This is a genomic window from Devosia yakushimensis (genome assembly GCF_030159855.1).
GTDB classification, from domain to species: domain Bacteria; phylum Pseudomonadota; class Alphaproteobacteria; order Rhizobiales; family Devosiaceae; genus Devosia; species Devosia yakushimensis.
Window position 1 is genome coordinate 2,158,354 of the sequence record NZ_BSNG01000001.1, and the last position, 16,371, is coordinate 2,174,724.

The 16,371-nt window shown below is 63.3% G+C and carries 14 protein-coding genes; 6 read left to right on the forward strand and 8 right to left on the reverse strand.

Features of this window, described 5'->3' with window-relative positions; genetic code table 11:
• Positions 1–17: 17 nt before the first annotated feature.
• Positions 18–683 carry a helix-turn-helix domain-containing protein gene (locus QQL79_RS10535; protein WP_284390554.1) on the reverse strand — a complete coding sequence of 222 codons (666 nt, stop codon included), beginning with the start codon at positions 681–683 and terminating at the stop codon, positions 18–20.
• A gap of 140 nt (positions 684–823) precedes the next feature.
• Between QQL79_RS10535 and QQL79_RS10540 the strand changes: the two genes are divergently transcribed.
• The 5 genes from QQL79_RS10540 to QQL79_RS10560 all read left to right on the forward strand — a co-directional run bounded on the left by QQL79_RS10540 (position 824) and on the right by QQL79_RS10560 (position 5,187).
• Positions 824–1,900, forward strand: coding sequence for an ABC transporter permease (locus QQL79_RS10540; protein ID WP_284392866.1), 1,077 nt, complete (start codon positions 824–826; stop codon positions 1,898–1,900).
• The gene (locus QQL79_RS10545) at positions 1,900–2,799 is read left to right on the forward strand and encodes an ABC transporter permease (RefSeq protein ID WP_284390555.1); all 900 of its coding nucleotides are present in this window, start codon (positions 1,900–1,902) and stop codon (positions 2,797–2,799) included. The genes QQL79_RS10540 and QQL79_RS10545 overlap by 1 nt, the downstream gene beginning before the upstream one ends.
• A gap of 151 nt (positions 2,800–2,950) precedes the next feature.
• Positions 2,951–3,784, forward strand: coding sequence for an ABC transporter ATP-binding protein (locus tag QQL79_RS10550; RefSeq protein ID WP_284390557.1), 834 nt, complete (start codon positions 2,951–2,953; stop codon positions 3,782–3,784).
• Positions 3,781–4,530 carry an ABC transporter ATP-binding protein gene (locus QQL79_RS10555; RefSeq protein WP_284390559.1) on the forward strand — a complete coding sequence of 250 codons (750 nt, stop codon included), beginning with the start codon at positions 3,781–3,783 and terminating at the stop codon, positions 4,528–4,530. The genes QQL79_RS10550 and QQL79_RS10555 overlap by 4 nt, the downstream gene beginning before the upstream one ends.
• A 162-nt stretch (positions 4,531–4,692) precedes the next feature.
• Entirely contained in the window at positions 4,693–5,187 is a 495-nt protein-coding gene (locus tag QQL79_RS10560) for a GAF domain-containing protein (RefSeq protein WP_284390561.1), read from the forward strand.
• Between the two features lie 283 nt (positions 5,188–5,470).
• Here the strand turns inward: QQL79_RS10560 and putA are convergent, their stop codons facing one another.
• Entirely contained in the window at positions 5,471–8,893 is a 3,423-nt protein-coding gene (gene putA, locus QQL79_RS10565) for a bifunctional proline dehydrogenase/L-glutamate gamma-semialdehyde dehydrogenase PutA (protein WP_284390563.1), read from the reverse strand.
• Between the two features lie 160 nt (positions 8,894–9,053).
• Between putA and QQL79_RS10570 the strand changes: the two genes are divergently transcribed.
• On the forward strand, positions 9,054–9,521 hold the full coding sequence (locus tag QQL79_RS10570; protein WP_113123142.1) for an Lrp/AsnC family transcriptional regulator: 468 nt from the start codon (positions 9,054–9,056) through the stop codon (positions 9,519–9,521).
• Between the two features lie 129 nt (positions 9,522–9,650).
• On the opposite strand, the gene QQL79_RS10575 is transcribed toward QQL79_RS10570, so the two are convergent.
• From QQL79_RS10575 to QQL79_RS10600, 6 genes are all read right to left on the reverse strand, one after another.
• On the reverse strand, positions 9,651–10,007 hold the full coding sequence (locus QQL79_RS10575; protein ID WP_284390569.1) for an endonuclease domain-containing protein: 357 nt from the start codon (positions 10,005–10,007) through the stop codon (positions 9,651–9,653).
• Between the two features lie 166 nt (positions 10,008–10,173).
• Entirely contained in the window at positions 10,174–11,757 is a 1,584-nt protein-coding gene (locus QQL79_RS10580) for a peptide ABC transporter substrate-binding protein (RefSeq protein WP_284390571.1), read from the reverse strand.
• A gap of 148 nt (positions 11,758–11,905) precedes the next feature.
• On the reverse strand, positions 11,906–12,883 hold the full coding sequence (locus QQL79_RS10585; RefSeq protein ID WP_284390573.1) for an ABC transporter ATP-binding protein: 978 nt from the start codon (positions 12,881–12,883) through the stop codon (positions 11,906–11,908).
• Between the two features lie 160 nt (positions 12,884–13,043).
• Entirely contained in the window at positions 13,044–14,048 is a 1,005-nt protein-coding gene (locus QQL79_RS10590) for an ABC transporter ATP-binding protein (RefSeq protein ID WP_284390574.1), read from the reverse strand.
• A complete protein-coding gene (locus QQL79_RS10595; protein WP_284390575.1) occupies positions 14,045–15,217 on the reverse strand; it encodes an ABC transporter permease in 1,173 nt (390 codons plus the stop codon). Before QQL79_RS10595 ends, QQL79_RS10590 begins: the two co-directional genes overlap by 4 nt.
• A complete protein-coding gene (locus QQL79_RS10600; protein ID WP_284390577.1) occupies positions 15,214–16,143 on the reverse strand; it encodes an ABC transporter permease in 930 nt (309 codons plus the stop codon). The genes QQL79_RS10595 and QQL79_RS10600 overlap by 4 nt, the downstream gene beginning before the upstream one ends.
• Between the last annotated feature and the right edge of the window lie 228 nt (positions 16,144–16,371).

Consider the following 16,371-nt stretch of genomic DNA (forward strand, 5'->3'; position numbering starts at 1 on the left):
CAGCGTTTCTCCTGTTATTATTTGACCAATTTCTTTTGTTTCACCGGCTTGGATTTGCCGGTTTTCGGCTTCGCCGGTGGCTGGCGGGAAGGCTTTGCCGTCGAGCGGAAGAGGGTGAGCGTGCCGGTCCAGAGCAGGCGCGCGGGCTGGTCGGTGTGGTTGGACCAGGAATGGGGGCGGTTGCCGCGAAAATGCAGGCTATCGCCGGCGCTCATCAGCATTTCCTCGCCTTCGAGGCGCTGGGTGATGGAGCCTTCGAGCACATAGAGGATTTCCTCGCCCTCATGCGCCACGGTTTCGGAACGGTAGCCGGGCGGCACCGTCATGATGAAGCTGGAGAGCATATTGCCGGGGAAATCGGCGCCCAAGCGCTCATAGACGATGGAGGAGCCATCGACCGAAAAGCGGTTGCGCTCGGCGGCGCGGGTGAGGGCATTATCGGCGCTGGGGGCGGAGACGAAATAATCGATGCCGACGCCCAAGGCACGGGCGATTTGTGCCAGGGTGCCCAGGGAAGGCGTCGAGTGATCGCGCTCGACTTGGCTCAGATAGCCGACCGAGACTTCGGCGGCGGCGCCAAGCTCTTGCAGGGTCAGCTGCTGCTGGCGGCGACGGGCGCGAATGAGCGAGCCCACCTTGGGGTGCCCGTCCATTTCAGTCTTGGCCAGCGCGGTTCCTGCCATCCGTCTCCACCATAATTTTTTTGATATAAGCAAAGTTTTCTGTATGGTGAAAGCGAAATGTGAAGCCCTTCACAGTCTGCAAGAGAATCCGCTTGCGGACCTATTGTATTGTTTTTCTTGGAGGAATTTGACGCTTGAGCATGGAGCCGCAGATCGGGACAGCACCACCCTCCCCTAGCCCCGATATTGGTGCGGGCAAGCGCTGGGGGCGGCGGGCACAGGCGGTGGCCAGCTTTGTCGTCACGATTTTCCTCACTTTTTTGGGGCTGCTGGCGATCACCTTCTTCATCGGACGGGTGATCCCGATCGATCCGGTGCTGGCTGTGGTGGGCGACCGGGCGAGCAAGGCGGTTTATGACGCGGCGCGGGTGTCCATGGGGCTGGACCAGCCGCTTTATGTGCAGTTCGTGCAATATGTGGGCAATGTGCTGAGCGGCAATTTCGGCATGTCGGTATCGACCGGGCGGCCGGTGATTGCCGATATCAGCCGGTTTTTCCCGGCCACGCTGGAAATGGCGACGATCGGCATTCTGATCGGGGTGGCCATGGGCGTGCCGCTCGGCGTCATCGCGGCGAGCCGGCAGGGCAGTTGGTTGGACCAGATTATCCGCGTGGTGGGGCTGCTGGGCTATTCGGTGCCGGCCTTCTGGCTGGGGCTGGTGGGGCTGGCGCTGTTTTACGCGCGGCTGCGCTGGGTTGGCGGGCCGGGGCGACTGGATATTTTCTACGATGGCCTGGTGCCACCGGCAACCGGACTGTTACTGATCGATAGCCTAATCGCAGGTGACATCGACATTTTCTGGAATGCGGTCAATCACTTGATCCTGCCTGCTTCGGTGCTGGGGTTCTTTAGCCTGGCCTATATTGCGCGGATGACGCGCAGCTTCATGCTGGACCAGTTGAGCCAGGAATTCGTCACCACGGCGCGCGTCAAGGGCGTGCCGGAGCGGGTGGTGATCTGGCGGCATGCGTTCAACCCGATCAGGGTGCCGCTGATCACGGTGATTGCACTGAGCTATGCGGCGCTGCTGGAGGGCTCGGTGATGATCGAGACGGTGTTCTCCTGGCCGGGCATCGGCAATTACCTAACCACGGCGCTGCTCAATGCGGACATGAACGCGGTGCTCGGCGCAACGCTGGTGATCGGGGCGGTGTTCATTTTCATCAACAAGGTCTCGGACGTTTTGTACCGGGTGCTGGATCCGAGGGCACGGTGATGACGACACGTGACTGGCTGCTTGAAGATTCTCCCTCCTCGCGCTGGCAGGCAAATGCCGGGCGGGCGTATAGGGTGTTTACGGCGTTGCTGCGCAATCCGCTGTCGGTGGTGGGCGGGGTGATTATCCTGGTGCTGGTGCTGACGGCGATATTTGCGCCTTGGCTGGCCCCCTACTCTGCCACCGGGCAGGATTTGGCGAACCGGCTGGCGGCACCGTCATCAGCGCACTGGATGGGCACGGATGAATTGGGCCGCGATATCTTTTCGCGGGTGATCTGGGGCAGCCAGATTACGCTTGTTATTGTGGGGCTGGTGGCGCTGATTTCGGCGCCGCTGGGGCTATTGGTAGGGGCGGTATCGGGCTATTTCGGGGGTTGGGTGGATCGCATTCTGATGGGGTTCACGGATATCTTTTTGTCCATGCCCAAGCTGATCCTGGCGCTGGCATTCGTGGCGGCGCTGGGGCCGGGCATCAATAATGCCATTATCGCCATCGCGATTACCTCGTGGCCGGCCTATGCGCGTATTGCGCGGGCGGAGACGCTGACGATAAGGCATTCAGAATTCATTGCTGCGGTGCAATTGCAGGGCGCGTCGCCGCTGCGAGTGATCGTGCAGCATATTCTGCCGCTCTGTACCTCTTCGATGATCATTCGGGTGACGCTGGATATGGCCGGGGTGATCCTGACTGCGGCGGGCCTGGGCTTTATCGGGCTGGGGGCGCAGCCGCCATTGCCGGAATGGGGCGCGATGATTTCGCGCGGGCGTACGTTTATTCTGGATCAATGGTGGGTGGCGACCATGCCGGGCTTTGCCATCATCATTGTGAGCCTGGGGTTCTGTTTCCTGGGCGATGGCCTGCGCGATGTGCTTGACCCGAAAAGCGAGGGCAAGTGATGGTTTTTTCGCATGACTTCACCACAACCACCGGCGCCTTCCTCGGGCTTGACCCGAGGATCGCTCGTCGCGCGTGCCGGGCTGAGAATGGCCCTCGGGTCAAGCCCGAGGGAGATGCGGTGGTTGTCGGAAGCGCTGGGGAGTTGGGCTTATGAGCACGCTCCTGAAGGTTGAAAATCTGCGGGTCAGCTTCCCCACCCATCGCGGGCGGGTGGAGGTGGTCAAGGGTATTTCGTTTGCGCTGGGGCGCGAGCGGCTGGGGATTGTGGGGGAGAGTGGATCGGGCAAGTCGATGACGGGCCGGGCGATCCTCAAGCTGATCCGCAAGCCGGGGCTGGTGACGGCCGACAAGCTCGAATTCGAAGGGATCGACCTGACCGCGCAGAGCGAAAAGCAGATGCGGTCGGTGCGTGGGGCGCGCATTTCCATGGTGATGCAGGACCCCAAATATTCGCTGAACCCGGTGATGACGGTGGGCGAGCAGATCGCCGAGGCGCTGGTGACGCATCAGAAGCTGCCGCGGCGCGAAATCGAGGCGCGGATCATTTCCATGCTTGAGGCGGTGCGGATCAATGACCCGCAGCGGGTGGCCAAGCTTTATCCGCATGAGGTTTCGGGCGGCATGGGGCAGCGCATCATGATCGCCATGATGCTGATCCCCGAGCCGGAACTGCTGATTGCGGACGAGCCGACTTCGGCGCTGGATGTGAGCGTGCAGGCGCAGGTGCTCGATATCATCGATGACCTCGTGACGCGCAAGGGGATGGGGCTGATCCTGATCAGCCATGATCTCAACCTGGTCAGCCGCTATTGCGACCGGATTCTGGTGATGAATTCGGGCGTGGTGGTGGAAGAATGCGCGGCGGGGGAGCTGGCCAATGCCAAGCATCCCTATACGCGAGGGCTGCTGGCGGCGATGCCGACCATCAATGAAAGCCGGGACGAATTGCCGGTGCTCGACCGGACACAATGGGCGGGCACATGAACGCGATAGACCTCAAAAATCTCGATATTTCCTATGGCGACACCAAGGTGGTGCATGGGGTGAACCTGACCATTGCGGAAGGCGAGAGCTTTGCGCTGGTGGGCGAGAGCGGGTCGGGCAAATCGACCATTTTGCGGGCCATTGCGGGGCTGGCGCCGGACTGGACGGGGGACATCTCCGTGCTGGGGCGGGCGCGCAGCCATGGGGTGGATCGCGCGGTGGCGCGGCAATGCCAGATGGTGTTTCAGGACCCCTATGGATCGCTGCATCCGCGCAAGACCATCGACTCGGCGCTAAGCGAGCCGCTGGCCATTCATGGCCTGGGCAATCGGGGCGAACGCGTGGAGGCGATGCTGAAGGCGGTGGGGCTGGATCAGCGCTTCCGGTTCCGCTTTCCGCACCAGCTTTCGGGCGGGCAGCGGCAGCGCGTGGCGATTGCCCGGGCGCTGATGCTGGAGCCCAAGGTGTTGCTGCTGGATGAGCCGACTTCGGCGCTGGATGTGAGCGTGCAGGCGGAGATTTTGAATCTGCTCAAGCGCCTGCGGCGGGAACAGGGGCTGACTTATCTGCTGGTGACGCACAATCTGCCGGTGGTGAGCTTTCTGTGCGACCGGCTGGCCGTGATGCGGCATGGGGGAATCGTGGAAGTGGCCGATGTGGAGCAGCTCAAGCATGGGCAGCTGGTGGAGGCCTATTCCAGGGAATTGCTGGCGGCGACGGAGGGGGCGAACCGGGCTGCTGAGTGATCTGCGCCCTCCCCTTGTGGGAGGGTTTATGAGGGGATGGGCGCCGGATAGCGGGGCTCTCGTTACCCCCTCCTAGCCTCCCCCTGATAGGGGGAGGGACTGCCCGGTGGACGGGGCGGCATGTAATTCGCCTGTTGAATTTTCGATCCAAGGACCAAAAGAATGACTGACTATTTTGCAGCTGTGGCGCGGTTTGATGCCGAGATTGCCGAGACGAAGGGCGCTGAGCAGGCGTTCAAGGCGCTGCAGACGCTGACGCAGGAGATTGTGGGGGCAAAGCTGTTCACCTACATGACTGTGGACATGACAAACGAGCTGTCGCGCCGGGTCTATACCAGCGACGCGGCGAATTACCCGACCTCGGGGACCAAGCCCCTGCATTACGACCACTGGTTCGACACGGTGCATAAGGCGCGGCAATATTTCATCGCCAACTCGATCGAGGCGATTGCCGAGGTGTTTCCGGATTATCCGCTGATCCAGTCGCTGGGGTGTGAATCCGTGGTCAACATGCCAGTGATTTTGGGCGGGGAGCTGGTGGGCACGCTCAATATGCTGGATGTGGCGGGGTATTATACGGCTGAGCGGGTGGAGCTGATCCGGCGGTATGTGGCGGTGCCGGCGAAGCTGGCGGCTATGGTGGCGGCTAAGGGGTAGGTTTCTGGTCGCGATGTAAGTTCGCACCCTGGGAGGGAACTCCGGGGGCGTTTTTTGTGCTGTGTGCCCGTCAAACCCACGGTGTCATCCCCGCGAAAGCGGGGACCTCTGTTTCGGGATGGAAGAGAAGAAAACGGAGGTTCCCGCTTTCGCGGGAATGACATTGTGGGGGAGCGGGATCGAAGCATGGGAGGGCGCAGAACCCCTCACCCTGACCATTCTGCTGAACGCAGAATGGTCTGTCCCTCTCCCTCAAGGGGAGAGGGTTGGCTCCGAGTATGCCTTACCCCGCCGATGCCATCAGGCTGGCATTGCCGCCGGCGGCGGTGGTGTCGATGCAGATGTGGCGTTCGAGTTGCAGGCGGGCGGAGTCGTCGGCCGAGGTGAGCAGCGGCAGGAGGGCGCCGTCGCGGGCGCTGAGGGCGATGCGGATCGCGTGCAGGTTGGGGTCGGAGCCGAAATAGGCGATAGAATGGAAGGTTGTGGCGTGGGCCAGGGCGTCGAGGTCTAGTTCGGAGGAAAGGGCGATGCAGCCGGTGGCTTCGGCCATCTGGCGCTGGGCGGCGTAGTCGGCTTCACTGGGGCCGAGGCAGAGAAGTGTGCCGCGGGGGGCTACGGTGAGCGTGTTGCTTTCGCCGGTTGGGCCGGGGAGCGGGAGCGCAGCGGATTGCAAATCCGCGTACCCTTTCGTGAAGCGCGGCAGATAGTGGGGGCCGCCGGCTTTGGGGCCGGTGCCGGACAGGCCCTCGCCGCCAAAGGGCTGGGAGCCGACGACGGCGCCGATTTGGTTGCGGTTGATATAGATATTGCCGGCGTGAACCTGGGCCGAGACGGCGCGGACGCGCGAGGAAATGCGGGTGTGCATGCCGAAGGTGAGGCCATAGCCGGAGCCATTGATGGCGGCGATGACGGCATCGATATCGTCGGCCTTGAAGGTCGCGACATGGAGGATCGGGCCGAAGATTTCTTCGGGAATGTCCGCGATGCCGGTGACGCGCAGGACGGTGGGGGGAACGAAAGTGCCCTGCCCCGGCGCATTCAAGCGATGAATCAACTTGCCGGCCTTGGTGAAGGCAGCGACATGGTTTTCGATTTTTGTGCGGGCGGCTTCGTCGATGACGGGGCCGATATCGTTGGCGAGGTCCCAGGGATTGCCCAGGGTGAGTTCGTCCATGGCGCCGGTGAGCATTTCAATGGTGCGGTCGGCAACGTCTTCCTGAACATAGAGGATGCGCAGGGCCGAGCAGCGCTGGCCGGCGGACTGGAAGGCGGAGGCGAGGACATCGCGCACGGCCTGTTCGGGCAGCGCGGTGGAATCCACGATCATGGCGTTGAGGCCGCCGGTTTCGGCGATCAGCGGGGCGTCGGGGGCAAGGTTTGCCGCCATGGCGCGATCGATACGGCGGGCGGTGGGGAGGGAGCCGGTGAAGGCGACGCCGGCAATGCGGGCGTCGGAGGTGAGCGCGGTGCCCACTTCGCCAGCGCCGGGGAGGAGTTGGATGGCGTCACGCGGAATGCCGGCCTCGTGCATCAGACAGATGGCGCGGTGGGCGATGAGCGGGGTCTGCGGGGCGGGCTTGGCGAGGACAGGATTGCCTGCGACGAGAGCCGCCGCAATCTGGCCGGTGAAGATGGCCAGCGGGAAATTCCACGGCGAGATGGCGGCGAAGGGGCCGCGCGGGGCGGCCAGGGGCTGGGCCTCGGCCTGTTCGGCGTAATAGCGCAGGAAATCGACGGCTTCGCGGAGTTCGGCGATGGAATCAGCCCAGGACTTGCCGGCTTCGCGGGCGAGGAGGGCGAAGAATTCGGCGGCGTTGGCCTCGTAGAGATCGGCGGTGGCGCGCAGGAGATTGGCGCGGGTGGTTGCCGGGGTTTGGGGCCAGGGCGAGGTGGTGGCGGCGGTGATGGCGGTGGTTACGTCGGTGGGGGTGGCGTTGGCGACGGTGCCGATTGTGTCGGTGGGGGTGGCGGGGTTGGTGAGGGTTACTGCATCGGAGTACCCCCTCCTAGCCTCCCCCTGAGAGGGGGAGGGACTAGCTGGTGGTTGCGGGGCGATGAGGGGCGTGGTGTGCCACTGGTGCGTCAAGAAGGCTTCGCGGGCGGCTTGCATCGCGGGGAAGGTGGCGGGGTCGGTCAGGTCTAGGCCGGCGGAGTTGCGGCGGGGGGCGAAGATGGCGAGGGGGGCCGGGATGGCGGGGTTGGGGATGGTGTCGCCCAGGGCCAGGGCTTTGCCAATGGGGTCTTCGGCCACGGTGGAGGCGGGGATGTCTTCGTCGGCGATTTGGTAGACGAAGGAGCCGTTGGCGCCGTTTTCGAGGAGGCGGCGAACGAGGTAGGCGAGCAGGTCTTTGTGGGCGCCGACGGGGGCGTAGATGCGGGTGCGGGTGCCGGCGGAGGTGCGCAGGACTTCGTGCAGGCGTTCGCCCATGCCGTGCAGGCGCTGGAATTCGTAGCTATCGGGGCCCCTGCCCGCCTCGGCGGCCAGATGCAGCACGGCGGCGGCCGTGTGGGCATTGTGGCTGGCGAATTGGGGATAGATCGAGGCCTTGGTGAAGAGCTTTTTGGCGGCGGCGATGTAGCTGATATCGGTTGCGGCCTTGCGGGTATAGACCGGGTAATCGGGCAGGCCCATGATCTGGGCGCGCTTGATTTCGGCATCCCAATAGGCGCCCTTGACCAGGCGCACCATGATGCGGCGGTTCAGCGCCGTGGCGGTGGCGTCGAGCCAATCGATCAGCGGCAGGACGCGCTTGCCATAGGCCTGCACGACCACGCCGAAGCCGTCCCAGCCGGCCAGCTCGGGGGTGGCGAGGACTTCGGCGATGATGTCGAGGGAGAGATCGAGGCGGTCGGCCTCTTCGGCATCGATATTGAAGCCCATGTTTGCGGCCTTGGCGGCGAGGGCCAATTGGCGAGTCGCTTCAACAAGTTCGGTCATGACGCGGGAGCGTTGCGCGAACTCGTAGCGGGGGTGGAGCGCGGAGAGTTTGACCGAAATGCCGGGATTGTCGCGCACGGAGGCGGCGGTGCAATGGGGCGCCAGGGATTTGATGGCGGACATATAGGCGTCGAAATAACGAACGGCGTCGGCACCGGTGCGGGCGGCTTCGCCCAGCATGTCATAGGAATAGCGGTAGCCGATGGATTCGGGCTTTTTGGCGTTGACGATGGCTTCGTCAATGGTGCGGCCAAAGACGAATTGGCTGCCGAGCAAGCGCATGGCCTGGCCGACGGCGGTGCGGATGACGGGTTCACCCAAACGGGCAATGGCGCGATGCAGGGCGTTTTTCGGGCCGACTTCTGGATCGCCCAGCACGTCGGCGGTGAGGCTGAGGGCCCAAGAGGAGAAGTTGACCAGCTGATTGGCGGAGGCGCCGAAATGGGACGACCAATTGGAGCCGCCGACCTTGTCGTGAATGAGGGCATCGATGGTTTCGGCATCGGGCACGCGCAGCAGGGCTTCGGCCAGCGACATGAGGGCGACGCCTTCGTCGGTGGCGAGGCCATATTCAGCGAGGAAGCTCTCCATCAGGCCGAGGCGATTGCCGGTGCGGACGGTGGTTACCAGGGCCTCGGCATGGGCGGAGATGGTGTGCCGCGCTGCAGCATCGAGGCCGGTATCGGCAATGAGCTGGCGGACCAGGGGGGCCTCGGGGGCGAGGTTGCGGTCGCGGAGGGACTGGCGGGCGGCGGCGATGTCGGTCATTTGGGCGCTCTTGGGCACGACCTCGTGGTTCGACAGGCGCACCATGAGGTCTACTGATAGACCATCTCTATGACACGAGTTTTATAGACGTTTCGCCTGATTTTGTAGCGCTGGCGGCGTAGGAAGGTTATTGATTGGCCGCAAGACAGGATAAACGCCCATGAAAACCGTTACATACGAGACTTTGGACCAGACGGACCGGAAAATACTGGACGAGTTGGCGCGGGATGGGCGGATCAGCGTGGCGGAGCTGAGCCGGCGGGTGAACTTGTCCAAGACGCCGTGCCAGGCGCGGATCGGGCGGCTGGAGAAGGCCGGGTATATTCTGGGATATCGGGCGGTGATCGACCCCAAGCGGCTGGGGCTGCCGCATGTGGCCTTTGTCGAGGTGAAGCTGAGCGATACGCGGGCGGCTGCGCTGGCGGCGTTCAACAAGGCGGTGCGGGCGATCAAGGAGGTGGAGCAATGCCACATGATCGCGTCGAGCTTTGACTATCTGCTCAAGGTGCGGACCAAGGATATTGCCGATTATCGCGAGGTGCTGGGGGAGAAGATTTCGGCGCTGCCCCATGTGGCGCATACGAGTACGCATGTGTCGATGGAGGCGGTTAAGGGGGATGAGGAGTAGGTGCGGATGGGGAGTTTTTGTTGGGGTACCCCCTCCTAGCCTCCCCCTGATAGGGGCAGGGATCTCTCCACTCTTGGGGCTAGATCGAGTTCTAACCACAAGGCGGTCCCTCCCCCTGTCAGGGGGAGGCTAGGAGGGGGTATCCCCTGCCTTGTCCAAAATCTGGCTGACCAGGATGTACACCCCATCCCCGCTCGTCATCACCTCATGATTGGTGAAGCGGACCACGCGATAGCCGCGGCTTTCCAGATATTGGGTGCGGATGCGATCGGCGGCGATGCCGGCGTCGGAGAAATGGCTGTCGCCATCGATCTCGAAGATCAGGCGGGCGCGTTTGCAGGCGAAGTCGACGATATAGGGGCCGATGGGGGCTTGGCGGCGGAAATGCCAGCCGGATTGGCGGAAGGTGTGCAGCATGGCCCAGAAGCGGCGCTCGGCTGGGGTTTGGTCCAGGCGGAGACGGCGGGCTGGTGTTGTGCTGCTCATATACCTTCCCCCGAGGTTTTTGCAGACTGATGGATTGGAGTACCCCCTCCTAGCCTCCCCCTGATAGGGGGAGGGATCTTTCCGCGTTTGGGGCGGGATGGAGTTTTAGCCCCAGGGCGGTTCCTCCCCCTATCAGGGGGAGGTTAGGTGGGGGTATTCTTGCTTCTTACTCCCCGATCTTCGCATCCCGGAAGTACGGGACGTTGAGCGTCGAGCGCCAGAAGCCGGTCACTTTGGGGCTCATCATCATGTAATTGTAGCGGTGGTATTGGGGCAGGATGACGTGGTCGTTCATCAGGATGGCCTCGGCCTTCTGCATGTCGGCGACGGACTCGGCTTCGTCGCCGGTGGCCTTGGCCGCGGCGATGGCGGCGTCGTAGTCGGAATTGGACCAATTGTTGAGATTGTTCGGGCTGCCCGTGACGAAATTGTCGAGGAAGGTCATGGGGTGCGGATAATCGGCGCCCCAGCCCATCTGGGCGATCTGGTACTGAACCTTTTGCACTTCAGGATAGAAAACCTGCCATTCGGTGGCCTGGATTTCTACGTCGATATTGAGGTTCTGCTTCCACATCTGCTGGATGGCTTCGAGGAGCTTTTCGATCGGCGGGGAGGAATAGGTGACGAACAGCGTCTTGGGGAAGCCTTCGCCGTTGGGGTAGCCGGCTTCGGCCAGCAGCGCCTTGGCCTGATCGACTTCGGCAGTGGGGGCCAGGCCGAACGTATCGCGGCCTTCGGTGAAGTCCTTGCCGCCAAAGGTCATGCCGGGGGGCACGAGGCCGGTGGCGGGCAGATCGGCCGATTGCAGGACGAATTCGACCAGATCTTCACGGTCGATGGCCATGGAGAGGGCTTCGCGGACCTTTAGATTGTCGAGCGGGGCCTGGTGGGGATTGAAGAAGGCGTAGGTGGTGCCCAAAGCCGGGACGACCATGAAGGCGTCGGATTCGACCGAGAGGCGCGGGATTTCGGGGGCGGGAACGGCTTCGATGCCGTCGACCTGGCCGGCTTCCATGGCGGCGAGGGCCGTTGCGGGATCGGGGATCAGGCGGAAGGTCAGCTTATCGAGGGAAACGGCGTCGGCGTCGTAATAATTGGGGTTCTTTTCGAACACCACGGATTCGCCGGTGTTGAACTCGGTGACGCGGAAGGGGCCGGTGCCGATGAAGGTATCGGGCTTGCGCGTCCAGCCTTCGGGATCGGCGGTGACGACATCTTCGCGGACCGGGAAGAAGGTCGAATAGGTGAGCAGTTGCAGCATATAGGGGACGCGGGCCTTGAGCGTGAAGGTCAGCGTCTTGTCGTCGGTGGCGGAGATGGCGATGCCGGCAACTTCGGTGGGGGCGTTGAAGGCTTCCTCGGCACCAACGATGGAGAACAGCATGGTGGAGTTCATCGCGCCGGTCTTGGGATCGAGCACGCGTTTCCAGGCATATTCGAAATCGCCGGCGGTGACGGGCTTGCCGTCGCTCCACTTGGCGTCGCGCAGGTGGAAGGTGTAGTTCAGGCCATCCTCGGAGACATCCCAACTGGCGGCGAGGGCGGGGACGATTTCGCCCTCGGCATCAAAGCGGACGAGGCCTTCGAAGGTGTTGCCGATAATGGGGGCGGCGAAGGTTTCGGCGGTGGTGCCGGGATCGTATTTGGCGCTCTCATTGTTGACCACATAGGTCAATTCGCCGGCGGCAAAGGCGCCAGCCGTCGAGGCTAGGAAGGCCGCCGTCAGCAGCGGCAGGAAATGCTTGGTCATTCGCGTTCTCTCCTGTTTTTGGGGCTTTTGCCCCATTTTAGCTCAGTGATCGATCCAGCCAATGTGCTGCCCCTCGCAGCGCAGTAGAGGCGGATAGTGGCCCTCGGATCAAGTCCGAGGGAGATGCGGGATATGGCGGGATCATGCATCACGCCGCGATATCACCGGCATAGTGGCAGGCGGCGAGGTGGCCGCCGCCGAGGTCTTTGAGGGCCGGTTCCTGGCTCGCGCACAAATCCGTCGCTATCGGGCAGCGGGTGCGGAAGCGGCAGCCGCTGGGCAGGTGCATGGCGCTGGGGATTTCGCCGCGCATGGGATCGGCCGGGCGGGTGGCGGTTGGATCGGGGACCGGGATCGAGGCGAGCAGCGCTTGCGTGTAGGGGTGGCTGGGGCGGCGATAGAGATCGGTGTTGGAGGCCAGCTCGACGATCTTGCCGAGATACATGACGCCGATGCGGTCCGAGATGTGGCGGACCATGGACAGGTCATGGGTGATGAAGAGATAGGTCAGGCCGAGCTGGTCCTGCAGGTCTTCGAGCATGTTGACCACCTGCGCCTGCACGGAGACGTCGAGGGCGGAGATGGGTTCGTCGCAGATGACCAGATCGGGCTCGAGCGCGATGGCGCGGGCAATGCCGATGCGCTGGCGCTGGCCGCCGGAGAATTCGTGGGCAAAGCGATTGGCGTGATCGGCATGCAGGCCCACGCGGGCGAGCAGGTCGTGGACTTTTGCGGTGCGGGATTCGGGGGTGCCGATGCCAGCGATTTCGAGGGGCTCGGCGATGAGGTCGCGGACGGTCATGCGGCCGTTGAGGGAGGCATAGGGGTCCTGAAAGATCATCTGGACGCGGCGGCGGAAGGGGGTGAGGTCGCGTTCGGAGGCTGTGGCGATGTCCTGGCCGTCGAACAGCATCTGGCCGGAAGTGGGCTGATAGAGGCGGATCAGGGTACGGGCGAGGGTTGATTTTCCGCAGCCGGATTCACCCACCAGGCCCAGGGTTTCGCCGGGGTAGATGTCGAGATCAACGCCGTCGACGGCACGCAGGATTGGCTTGGGGCCGAAGAGATTGCGGCCCACGGTGAAGTGTTTGTGGAGGGCGCGGATGGAGACGAGGGGTTGGGTCATGGGTGGATCACCGCCGCCGCAGCATGCGTCCCCTCCCCCTTGAGGGGAGGGTTAGGGTGGGGGTCGGCGGGGTTTTGCGCTGGGGCCGCAAGGACCCCCACCCCGGCCCTCCCCTCAAGGGGGAGGGAGGGCAAGAGCCTCGTCTGCTGCGAAAGAACGGTCATGCCGCCACCTCGTTGAGGCCGGTGACCTTTGGCGCCTCCGGGTGGTGGAGCCAGCATCTTGCGCCCTGCCCTTCACCGAAGAGGGGAGGCAGCGCTGCGGCGCATTGGTGCATGGCGTGGGGGCATCTTGGGGTGAAGGGGCAGCCGGCGGGGGGATGGGCCATGTCGGGGGGAGAGCCGGGAATGGGGGTGAGGCGGCGGTGGGTGTCGTCGCGCAGGTCGGGGACGGAGGCGAGGAGGCCACGCGTGTAGGGGTGTTTGGGGGTCGCGAAGAGGTCGCGGACGGGGCCGGTTTCCATGACGAGGCCGCCATACATGACCACGATGCGGTCGGTGACTTCGGCGATGACGCCCAGATCGTGGGTGATGAGGATGACGGCCATGCCGAGGCGCTTTTGCAGGTCTTTGAGCAGCAGCAGAATCTGGCGCTGGATGGTGACGTCGAGGGCGGTGGTGGGTTCGTCGGCGATGAGCAGTTTTGGATCGCAACTCAAAGCGATGGCGATCATGACGCGTTGGCGCATGCCGCCGGAAAATTCGTGCGGGTAGGATTTGAGGCGTTCGGCGGCGGAGGGGATGCGGACCAATTCGAACAGTTCGATGGCGCGGGCTCTCGCCTGGGCGCGGGTGACCTTGCGGTGGCGCAGGATGGTTTCGATGACCTGTTCGCCCACGGTGAGGGTGGGGTTCAGCGAAGTCATCGGGTCCTGGAAGATCATGCCGATCTTGTTGCCGCGAATGTCACGGAGATCGTCTTGATCGAGCGCCATCAGGTCCTGGCCGTCGAAATGGGCCTCGCCGCCCATGATGCGGCCGGAGGCTTTGAGCAGGCGCAGGATGGACATGCAGGTGATGGATTTGCCGGAGCCGGATTCCCCGACAATGCCGAGGATTTCGCCGGGGTGAACGTCGAAGCTGACGCCGCGCACGGCTTGGACTTCGCCGCGCTGGCCGAAGAAGCTGGTGCGTAGGTCGCGGACGGAGAGGATGGGGGCGCTCATTTGCGAAACCGTGGGTCGAGCGCGTCGCGCAGGCCATCGCCCAGGAAATTGAAGGCAAACATGGTGAGGGAAATGGCGGCGGCGGGGAAGAAGAGCTGGTGCGGATAAGCGCGCAGGGTTTCGACTGCCTCGGAGGTGAGCGTGCCCCAGGAGGCGAGCGGCGGGGTGACGCCCAGGCCGATGAAGCTCATGAAGCTCTCGATGAAAATGGCCGAGGGGATCAGCATGGTGAGGGTGACGATGATGGGGCCGATGGCGTTGGGCAGCAGGTGGCGCGTGAGGATGCGCGAGGTGCTGGCGCCCATGGTGCGGGCGGCGGCGACGTAATCCTGTTGCTTGAGGCTGAGGATCTGGCCGCGCACGATGCGGGCCATATCGACCCAGAAGACTGAGCCAATGGCGATGACGATGGAGATGAGGCCGGAATTCAGCACCACCATGAGCAGGATGACGTAAAGGGTCAGCGGGATGGTGGAGATGATTTCGACGAAGCGCATCATGACCGCGTCGGTCTTGCCGCCCATATAGCCGGCAATGCCGCCATAGAAGATGCCGATGAAGAAGTTGACCAGCGTGGCGACGAAGGCGACGGCGAGGGAAATGCGGGCGCCATATAGTTGGCGGACGAGCACGTCGCGGCCGAGTTGGTCGGTGCCGAACAGGTAGGTCATGTTCCACGACCAGCCGGAGGGACGCAGTTCGGCGCCGTCGGGGAGGACCAGTTTGGCGGGGAGTTTTGAATAGTCGAGGGTGACGGTCTGGTCGCCGAATTTGAAAGGTTGGGCCTTCTTGATCATGTCCTTGCGCTCGCCGCGCAGGATGCCCAGGACATGGCCGCCGCTATCGACTTCGTAGAGGTTGAAGTTACTGGCGTTGAGGAAGAAGCGGGTGGAGGCGCCCTGCCCGTCTGTGACGGTATAGGTGTCGAAGGCGGGCGGGATGTTCGCCAGTTTCAGGTTCTGATCGTAATAGGTGAAGGGGCTGAAAAACGGGCCGAACAGGGCGGCGAGGATCAGCAGGATGATGAAGGTGATGCCGGCCATGGCGGGCTTATTGGCCCACAGGCGCCGGCGGGCATCCTGCCAATAGGTGAGGCTGGGGGCCGACGCGATTGCGGCGGTTTCGCCGGCGGGGAGCTTTTCCCACATGGCGGGGGCGATGTCGCTCATGCGGAGGCCTCCGTCAGCTTGATGCGCGGATCGAGCACGGCATAGAGCAGATCGACGATGAGGATCATCACCATGAGGGCGGCGGCGTAGAAAATGGTGATGCCCATAATGGCGGTGTAATCGCGATTGGTGATGGAGAGCACGAACTGGCGGCCAATGCCGGGGAGCGCGAAAATCTGCTCGATGACGAAGCTGCCGGTGATGAGATTGGCGACGACCGGGCCGAGCACGGTGACGACCGGAACCAGGGAATTGCGCAAGCCGTGTTTGAACAGGACCTGGCCGGGGCGGAGGCCCTTGGCGCGGGCGGTGGTCATATAATCCTGCTCGAAGGTTTCGAGCAGGGACGAGCGGGTGAGGCGGGCGACGAAGCTGATCCAGAAGCCGGACAGGGCAAAGACCGGCAGGATATAGCCGCGCCAATCATCGAGCCCGAATGTGGGCACCCAGCCCAGACGCAGCGCGAAGACATAGAGCAGGACGGTGGCGATGACATAGCTGGGGATGGCGACGCCGATGGTGGCGATCAGCATCACCGTGGTGTCGGGCCACTTGTTGCGATTGAGGGCGGCGATGATGCCGAGGGGGACGCCCAGGGCAATGACGCAGATGACGGCGAGCAGGCCCGTGCGCAGGGTGACGGGGAGGCCATCGGCAATCATGGTATTGACCGAGACGCCGGGATATTTGAACGAGGGGCCGAGGTCGAAAGTGGCTATGCCCTTGAGATAGGAGAGGTATTGCACCCAGATGGGTTGGTCGAGGCCATATTTAGCGTCCAGCGCGGCCTGGATTTCGGGGGCCAGCATGCGCTCGGAGACGAAGGGGCCGCCCGGGACGGCATGCATCAGGAAAAAGGTCAGCGTGACGATGGCGAAGAGGGTCACCAGCATCATGGCCAGGCGCTGGAGGATATAGCTGGGCACCCGTATGGACCTCTTGGTGCGGAGGGGGTGGTGTAAGCCCCTGAGATAATTTGTATTCCAGCATCAAAAAAATTTTGCCGCAAGTGGGGTGGTGGGGTTTTGGGGGATGGTGTCATTCCGGCGAAGGCCGGAATCCATGCTGAAGCTTATCCTGGCGCTGGATGGGTGCGAGACACCACGGACATGGATCCCGGCCTTCGCCGGGATGACGCCGTGGGTGGGGAGGGT

Excerpts from the sequence above, each read along its gene's own strand:
- QQL79_RS10555 (WP_284390559.1), top strand. The coding sequence starts at position 3,781 with ATGAACGCGATAGACCTCAAAAATCTCGATATTTCCTATGGCGACACC.
- QQL79_RS10590 (WP_284390574.1), bottom strand. The coding sequence starts at position 14,048 with ATGAGCGCCCCCATCCTCTCCGTCCGCGACCTACGCACCAGCTTCTTC.
- QQL79_RS10540 (WP_284392866.1), top strand. The coding sequence starts at position 824 with ATGGAGCCGCAGATCGGGACAGCACCACCCTCCCCTAGCCCCGATATT.
- QQL79_RS10560 (WP_284390561.1), top strand. The coding sequence starts at position 4,693 with ATGACTGACTATTTTGCAGCTGTGGCGCGGTTTGATGCCGAGATTGCC.
- QQL79_RS10545 (WP_284390555.1), top strand. The coding sequence starts at position 1,900 with ATGACGACACGTGACTGGCTGCTTGAAGATTCTCCCTCCTCGCGCTGG.
- putA (WP_284390563.1), bottom strand. The coding sequence starts at position 8,893 with ATGACCGACATCGCCGCCGCCCGCCAGTCCCTCCGCGACCGCAACCTC.
- QQL79_RS10570 (WP_113123142.1), top strand. The coding sequence starts at position 9,054 with ATGAAAACCGTTACATACGAGACTTTGGACCAGACGGACCGGAAAATA.
- QQL79_RS10585 (WP_284390573.1), bottom strand. The coding sequence starts at position 12,883 with ATGACCCAACCCCTCGTCTCCATCCGCGCCCTCCACAAACACTTCACC.
- QQL79_RS10580 (WP_284390571.1), bottom strand. The coding sequence starts at position 11,757 with ATGACCAAGCATTTCCTGCCGCTGCTGACGGCGGCCTTCCTAGCCTCG.
- QQL79_RS10550 (WP_284390557.1), top strand. The coding sequence starts at position 2,951 with ATGAGCACGCTCCTGAAGGTTGAAAATCTGCGGGTCAGCTTCCCCACC.
- QQL79_RS10535 (WP_284390554.1), bottom strand. The coding sequence starts at position 683 with ATGGCAGGAACCGCGCTGGCCAAGACTGAAATGGACGGGCACCCCAAG.
- QQL79_RS10575 (WP_284390569.1), bottom strand. The coding sequence starts at position 10,007 with ATGAGCAGCACAACACCAGCCCGCCGTCTCCGCCTGGACCAAACCCCA.
- QQL79_RS10595 (WP_284390575.1), bottom strand. The coding sequence starts at position 15,217 with ATGAGCGACATCGCCCCCGCCATGTGGGAAAAGCTCCCCGCCGGCGAA.